Here is a 7013-nt window from a genome sequence, read left to right as displayed (position 1 = left end):
TGGGCGGAAACTGCCTTGACCGGGGTGTCCAGCACGAAACGCTGCCAACTCGCCTGCGAGGTCACGGCGAGGTCGCGATGGCTGCCATCGGCGAACGTCACCCGCAGCACCTGCGGCGGCTTGACCGTATCGCGCCGGACCAGAATCACGGTGTGGAACGGGAATGGCCCGGTGCCGGGCTTTGAATTCGGATGGGCCTTCTTCCAGGCAGCGCGCTGGTCGGCGATCCGCTTGTCCACGGCCTTGCTGTCCAGCAGCACCTGTTTGCCGTCCTGCTGGTGGTAGCCGGGCAGCGGAAGCACCTCACTGCTGCTCATGCTGGTGATGCGGTCGTCGGTCTTGCCGGTGCCGTAGACGTAGGCGTCGAAGGCGGGGATGACGATGTCGGCGCGGCCAGTCCCTTCGGCCAGCGTGTCACGCAGGTCGGCCAGCGAGGGATGGCGGAACTTCCAGCGCTCGTAGTACAGCTTCATTGCCCGTTCCAGCGCAGGCGTGCCGACCAGCATCTCGATCTGGCGCATCGCGGTGGCGGTGCGCGAGTACACGGTGCCATAGCTTGCGCTGGACATCCGCGACCAGCTGTTTTCGCCAAGCGAATCGGCTGGATCGGGGAGCATGGCGGAAAGTCGCTCCATGTCGAACGGCCGGATTTGGGTTCCGACGCCCAGCGCGCCCAGCCACGCTGAGGTGAGGTTCAAGACCTGGTTGCGCTCGGTCATCATGCGCTGGTCCCAGTACTCGTTCATTCCTTCGTCGAGCATCGGCTCCTCGAATTCGTTGGATCCGAGGATGCCGTAGAAATAGCCGTGGCCGAACTCGTGCACGGTGACGAAGTCGAGCGCGAAGCGACCGAGGCTGCCCGCAGCCACCTCCGATGTGCTGTCGGCGGTGAAGAAGGTCGGATATTCCATGCCGCCGGCTTCGGCTGCGCCGTAGGGCGGAACCACGGCGGTGGCAGTCTTGTACGGGTAGGGCCCGAGCGTGCGCGAGAAATACGCCAACGAATCGATCGTGGCCTGCGCCACCGGCTCGGCGTTGCTGGTGTATTCGGGGGTGTAGAGCACGCGCACTTCGACCGGGCCCCGCGGGCCGTTCCAAGTGCGCACCAGCGGCTTGGCGTAGCGATTGTCGGCGGTCCAGGCGAAATCGTGGACGTCGTGCTGGACGTAGTGGTGGGTCACCTTGCCGCCGCGTTCGACCGGCGCGCCGGTTTCCTGCCCGGTGGCGCCGACGGTATAGCCCTTCGGAACCGTCAGGCGCACGTCATAGCTGCCGTAGTCGGCATAGAACTCGCTGTGCAGGTGGAATTCGTGGGCGTTCCAGCGCGGCGCGGTGGCACCGCGTTCGCCCGGCAGTTCCAGCACGCCGATCTTCGGGAACCACTGGCCGATCAGATGGAAGCTGCCGTAGTAGCCGGTCCGCGCCACCACGCGCGGCAACTGGTCGAAGAAGTCGATGTTCAAGGTGGTGCTGGCGCCCGGCGCGACCGGCTGCGGCAGGTCGATGCGGACCACGCTGCGGTCGGTTTTCGGTCCGTTGTCGGGCTGCACGAAGGTCCACTTCGCTGCCGCGCCGCCCTGGGCGACGCGGTCGAGGCGGATGTAGCCATATTCACCGTCGCGGGTGGCCACGTTGCTGCGAAAACCGCTGGCGCTGGCGCGCTTTTCGGTCATGAAGGTGCTGCCGGGGCCTTCAAACGCGTTCAGGTACAAGTGGACGTAGATGCTGCACACCGGCTGGGCGCTGCGGTTGCGCCAGGTGAGCGTCTGCTTGCCGGTGACGGTGTGCTTGTCGGGGTCGAGGGTGGCGTCGATCGAGTAGCTCACCACGCGGTCGGACAAAGTGGCCGCATTGGCAGCGCGCGGACCGCCCCAAGCGTCAACCGCGCTGGCGGTGCGCACCGCCGCGGCGTTGGGTGCGGCCAGCGGGATCGTCGCACAGGTGCCGGACGAGGCAGCGGTGGTGGTTGGCGCCGTGGTCGCCGGAGCGGGAGTCTTGGCGAATGCGACCGGTGCGGCCCATGCAAGCAAGGCCGTGCAGAGGATCGGGGTGCAGCTTCGGATCATGGGGTTTCCCGAATGCCAAGTGAATTGCGGAAGGATGTGTGATCGCCAGGCACTGCACGCAGTGCCAAGAGTCACGCACTGCAGATGACGAACGTCACCCGGTGATGGGGCGGCGGGTGCTCAGGGTGCTGGCGGGGTGCGCACCGGCAAGGGCACGCCGCACAGGTCGATATGGCCGGGCGGCTGGGTGTAGAAATCGTCCTTGCGATTTCGGCGCGCCTCGGTGGCATCGATGAAGGCCTGGCTGTCGGTGCGCAGCAGTTGCAGTGGCGTGCGCTGCGCGACGGGCACCTCGCTGGCAAGCTTGATCGACAGGATCGGCGTGCGCAGGGCCGGATCGGTGTAGAAACCCATCGGCGCCGGGCCGCGCGGGATCACGCTGAGCAATTCCATCCCTTGCACGACCCGGCCGACCACGGTGAGCTGGTGGTCGAGCGCGCGTGGCGCTTGCCCGATCACGGCATAGAGTTCCGCGCCGATGCTGCTGTCCGGGGCGTTGTTGCGGCCGGCGCCGACCACGCCGTAGCAGTGGGCGATCCACATCTGGCCGGTCTGCGGATTGCGCCCGACCGGAAAACCATCGGCGAAGCCCACCTGCGGCGCCCAGCCATCGACATCGGGCAGGCGGTCGAACGGCACGCCGGTGGCGCTGCGGGTGAACTCGGCCGGCAGGTGGGTGCGGGTGCCGGCGGGATAGGGTTTGGCCTTGCCGGCTTCCTCGCCCTCGGCGTCACCGAACTGGACCACGAAGTTGTCCTGCGAGCGGTAGATCGTCAATCCATCCCAGAAACTGCCCTTGGCCATGGTCTTGATGTTGGCGACGTGCTCGGGCGCGAAGCCGGGTGCCAGCTCGATGATGACGCGGCCGCTCGCCAGCTCCAGGTACAGCGTGTTGGCCGGATCGAGCGTACGCCAGGCGCTGGCGGGTGCCGCGTCGATGATCTGCTGCGGCGTGCGCGGCTTCGGCGGTGAGGTGGCGTTCTGCGCGCCGACGGGCAGGGCGAGGGCAAGGGCGACGACAAGCAATCCACGGCGCATCGGTGCGGCTCCAAGGGTGAAGGCGGCAGCATAGCGAATTGCATGACTACTGGCATATTCACTATATCGAAATCAGTAATAGCATTCACTCCAGATTAGCGGAGGCGCGGAAATGGACGAAACCCTGTTGCGCAAATTCCACAAGGAGCTGAGTGCCGGCACCGTATCACTGGCGTTGTTGGCCGTGGTCGCCGCCAGTGCCGATGCGATGTACGGCTACCAGATCGCCAAGCGCTTGGAGCAGTTCGGCGATGGCGTGCTGGCGGGCAAGCAAAGCGCGCTGTACCCGGTGTTGCGCAACCTCGAAGGCAGCGGCCTGTTGGAAAGTTTCGTCGAGCCGTCCACCAGCGGTCCGCCGCGCCGCTACTACCGCGCAACCGCTGCCGGGCGCGATGCCCTGATCGAATGGAGCGCCGCCTGGCGTGCCACCCGTGATTCCCTTGATGCCGTGCTGAAGGATACCGATGCATGAACACGAATCTGCCCACCACCATCCCCGAGTATCTCGAACGCCTGCGTGCGGCACTGGCCGGTTGCGATCCGGCGCTGGCACAGGATGCGCTGTACGACGCCGAGGACTACCTGCGTTCGGAGTTGGCGGCCAATCCTGGCCAATCCGAGGCCGAGGTCATCGCGTCCGTCGCCGGCAGCTATGGCGCGCCGGATGAAGTGGCCGACATCTATCGCGACACCGAAGTGAAGGTGCAGACCGCGCTGCGTCCGCCGGCACCTGCACCGCGCAAGACGCTGGCTGGGCAATTCTTCGGCGTCGTCACCGATCCCTATACCTACGGGGCGCTGTTCTACATGCTGCTGGCCCTGGCCACCGGCACGTTCTACTTCACCTGGGTGGTGACCGGCGCGTCATTGTCCGCCGGGCTTGCGGTGCTGATCATCGGCATCCCGTTCGTGATCCTGTTCATCGGTGCCACCCGCATCCTCGCGCTGGTCGAGGGTCGCATCGTCGAGGTCATGCTTGGCGAACGCATGCCGCGCCGTCCGCTGTACACCGACCGGAACTTGCCGCTGCTGAAGCGCATCGGCGCGATGTTCACCGACCCGCGGACGTGGGGCACGATGCTCTACTTCCTCGCGATGCTGCCGGTGGGCGTCGCGTATTTCACTGTTGTGGTGACCTGCCTGAGCCTGTCGCTGAGCTTCATCGCAGCCCCGATCGTGGCGGCCCTGGGCTACGGCGCGTACATCAACGTGTGGCAAGACGTGACCCTGCAGCAGGCACCGTGGCTCGGTGTGCTGTTGCCGGTGCTGGGGATCATGCTGCTGTTCGCAACCTTGCACCTGGCCCGCTTCATCGGTCGCCTGCACGGCAAACTGGCCAAGACGATGCTGGTCAGCAATCTGGGCTAGCGAGAGGCGTGCGGCAAGGAAACGCGCCTTGGCTGAACAAGCCGTCATCCCAGCGAAAGCTGGGATGACGAGCGGAGGGCCTAGGTGGCGGTTCCCTGATTGCGGGTGTTCTTCCTCGGGCTCGATTTCTTCGGCGTGTTTTTGGAGGCGACAGTAGCTGCCGGTAGGCCCGCCTGCGCCGCAATGAACGCCCGCACCTGCGGATAAATCTGCGTGCGCCAGCGGCGGCCGCTGAAGATGCCGTAGTGGCCGGCGCCCTCGGCGGTGATGTGCTTGCGGTTCTGCGCGGGAATGCCGGTGCACAGGTCGTGGGCGGCGCGGGTCTGGCCCTGCCCGGAGATATCGTCGAGTTCGCCCTCGATGGTCAGCAGGGCGCAATCGCGAATCTTCGACGGATCCACGCGCTCGCCAGCGACATCCCATAAGCCGCGTGGCAGCAAGTGTTCCTGGAACACGGTGCGGATGGTGTCGAGGTAATACTCGGCTGGCATGTCCAGCACCGCGTTGTATTCGTCGTAGAACTTGCGGTGCGATTCGGCCGAGCTGAGGTCGCCCTTGATCAGGTCCAGATAGAAATCCCAGTGCGACTGGCCGTGGCGCTCCGGGTTCATCGCCACGAAGCCCAGGTGCTGCAGGAAGCCCGGATACACGCGGCGGCCGACGCCGGGATAGTTGGCTGGCACGGTGTGGATGACGGTGTTCTCGAACCACCACAGCGGCTGGCGGGTGGCGAGGTTGTCGACCGCGGTCGGCGAGCGGCGGGCGTCGATCGGCCCACCCATCAGGGTGAGCGAGCGCGGAACCGCCTCCCCGCGCGCGGCCATCAGCGACACCGCAGCCAGCACCGGCACCGTGGGCTGGCAGACGCTGATGACGTGCAGCTGTTGGGCGCCGATGTGGCGGATGAACTCCTGCACGTAGGCGACGTAGTCGTCGAGGTGGAAGGCGCCGGCATCGGTGGGCACCATCCGGGCGTCGGTCCAATCGGTGATGTAGACCTTGTGGTCGGGCAGCAGGGTGCGCACGGTGTCGCGCAGCAAGGTGGCGTGGTGGCCGGACAAGGGCGCGACCACCAGCACGACCGGGTCGTCCTTCATCCGCGCCAGGCCATCGGCCTGGTCGTGGTAACGCTTGAAGCGCAGCAGGCGGCAGAAGGGTTTTTCCAGCGCGACCCGTTCCACCACCGGGATCGCCCGGCCTTCGACTTCGATCTGATGAATGCCGAATTCGGGCTTCTCGTAATCCTTGCCGAGCCGGTACATCAACTCGAAGCCGGCCGCTGTGCGCTGAGAGCCGGGCAGGGAAGACAGCCAGCTGTCCTGGGCGGAATAGATGCGGGCGTTGGCGTCGGCCCAGTAGGCCAGGGGCGCAAGCCCGGTACGCCAGAGTTCATGCAGTGGATATAGCACCATCGGCTGGTCGTGCTCCCGTTTGTGGCGATGCAGCATAACGCGCCCAGCGCGGCGGAATGTGATCAGGTTCGCGTTTTTTGCGGGTCAGTCCGGAAGCTCCAGCGCTGCGGCGGCATCGACGCGGCTGGGAGAGAGCCAGCAATGCGATCCCAGCGGGCGCAGTCCGAGTGCACGCAAGCGTTCGCGATAGAAGGATGCAGGGCGTGCCTTGAAATCGACGTCATCGCCCACCGCTTGATCACCGCGGGCGAAGACTTCGATGAAGGCGACCCCGCCGCACAGTTCCGCCAGCGCCGGCAGACCACGCTCGAGCTCGCGCGTGGGCAGGTAATGCAGGACATCGCTGCACACCAGCAGATCGACCGGTGGGCAGGGACGCAATTGGGCGAAATCGCTGAAGCGGGCAAGGTGCAGATTGCGCCGGCGGCCGTAGCGGGCGATGGCGTATTCGCTGGCGTCGAAGCCCATATACGCAGCCTTGGGGCGCAGTTTCAGCAGCGGCGCGCGCCACGCGCCTTCGCCACAGCCGATGTCGAGCACGCTGCGAAGCGGGCGCTCCAGATGGTATTCGGCCGTCGCCACCGACAGCGCCACCTTGCGCGCCAGCCGCGCCGCATGGCCGATGCCGCCGTGGCGATACCAGCGATCGAAATAGGCGCGGTCGTAGGTTTTAGTCATTGAGGCTTGCGGAAACCGGAAAAGGGGTCGGCGTAAATCTCGCACGGACAGTGCCCGGAATGCGATCCGGTCCGAACGCGAACCTTTACTCAGACCCTTTTTCCGGCATCCTGCGGACTTCCACCCCGACGAAGTGAGCCGATGGCCTATCTGCTGGTCAAGACCTTCCATCTCCTGTTCGTGATCGCCTGGATGGCGGCGGTGTTCTACCTGCCGCGCATCCTCGTCAACCTCGCCGAGGCCGGTGCTGAACCGGCGGTCCGTGAGCGCCTGTTGCTGATGGGCGGGCGCTTGTACCGCTTTGGCCATGTGATGTTCGGCCTCGCCTTCGTCGGTGGGCTGGCACTTTGGTTGCATTTCGGGATCAAGGGCGGCTGGCTGCACGCGAAGTTGGCGCTGGTGGCGTTGCTGTTCGCGTATTACATCGCCAGCGGGCGCCAGCTGAAGCGCG

At 65.8% G+C, this 7013-nt stretch carries 6 protein-coding genes and 1 pseudogene; 3 read left to right on the top strand and 4 right to left on the bottom strand.

Annotation, left to right across the window (positions count from 1 at the left end; translation table 11 throughout):
* Both IT472_RS00595 and IT472_RS00590 read right to left on the bottom strand, forming a co-directional pair.
* A partial coding sequence (locus IT472_RS00595; RefSeq protein ID WP_297176800.1) for a M1 family metallopeptidase occupies window positions 1–2066 on the bottom strand: 2066 nt, incomplete at its 3' end.
* 120 nt (window positions 2067–2186) lie between these two features.
* Window positions 2187–3023, bottom strand: a pseudogene (locus IT472_RS00590) (peptidylprolyl isomerase); the annotation flags it as partial.
* A 193-nt stretch (window positions 3024–3216) separates the two neighbouring features.
* On the opposite strand from IT472_RS00590, the gene IT472_RS00585 reads away from it, so the two are divergent.
* Complete coding sequence (locus IT472_RS00585; RefSeq protein ID WP_297176793.1) at window positions 3217–3576, top strand: PadR family transcriptional regulator; 360 nt, start codon at window positions 3217–3219, stop codon at window positions 3574–3576.
* Entirely contained in the window at window positions 3573–4472 is a 900-nt protein-coding gene (locus IT472_RS00580; RefSeq protein WP_297176790.1) for a sensor domain-containing protein, read from the top strand. The genes IT472_RS00585 and IT472_RS00580 overlap by 4 nt, the downstream gene beginning before the upstream one ends.
* 80 nt (window positions 4473–4552) lie before the next feature.
* Here the strand turns inward: IT472_RS00580 and phaZ are convergent, their stop codons facing one another.
* Both phaZ and IT472_RS00570 read right to left on the bottom strand, forming a co-directional pair.
* Complete coding sequence (gene phaZ / locus IT472_RS00575) at window positions 4553–5881, bottom strand: polyhydroxyalkanoate depolymerase (protein ID WP_297176803.1); 1329 nt, start codon at window positions 5879–5881, stop codon at window positions 4553–4555.
* A gap of 87 nt (window positions 5882–5968) precedes the next feature.
* Entirely contained in the window at window positions 5969–6562 is a 594-nt protein-coding gene (locus tag IT472_RS00570) for a class I SAM-dependent methyltransferase (RefSeq protein ID WP_297176787.1), read from the bottom strand.
* Window positions 6563–6703: 141 nt separating this feature from the next.
* On the opposite strand from IT472_RS00570, the gene IT472_RS00565 reads away from it, so the two are divergent.
* On the top strand, window positions 6704–7013 hold a 310-nt coding region (locus IT472_RS00565; protein ID WP_297176784.1), incomplete at its 3' end, for a CopD family protein.

This window comes from Thermomonas sp. (assembly GCF_020850895.1).
Taxonomy (GTDB): Bacteria; Pseudomonadota; Gammaproteobacteria; order Xanthomonadales; family Xanthomonadaceae; genus Thermomonas.
This window is presented reverse-complemented; position numbering and strand designations above follow the sequence as displayed.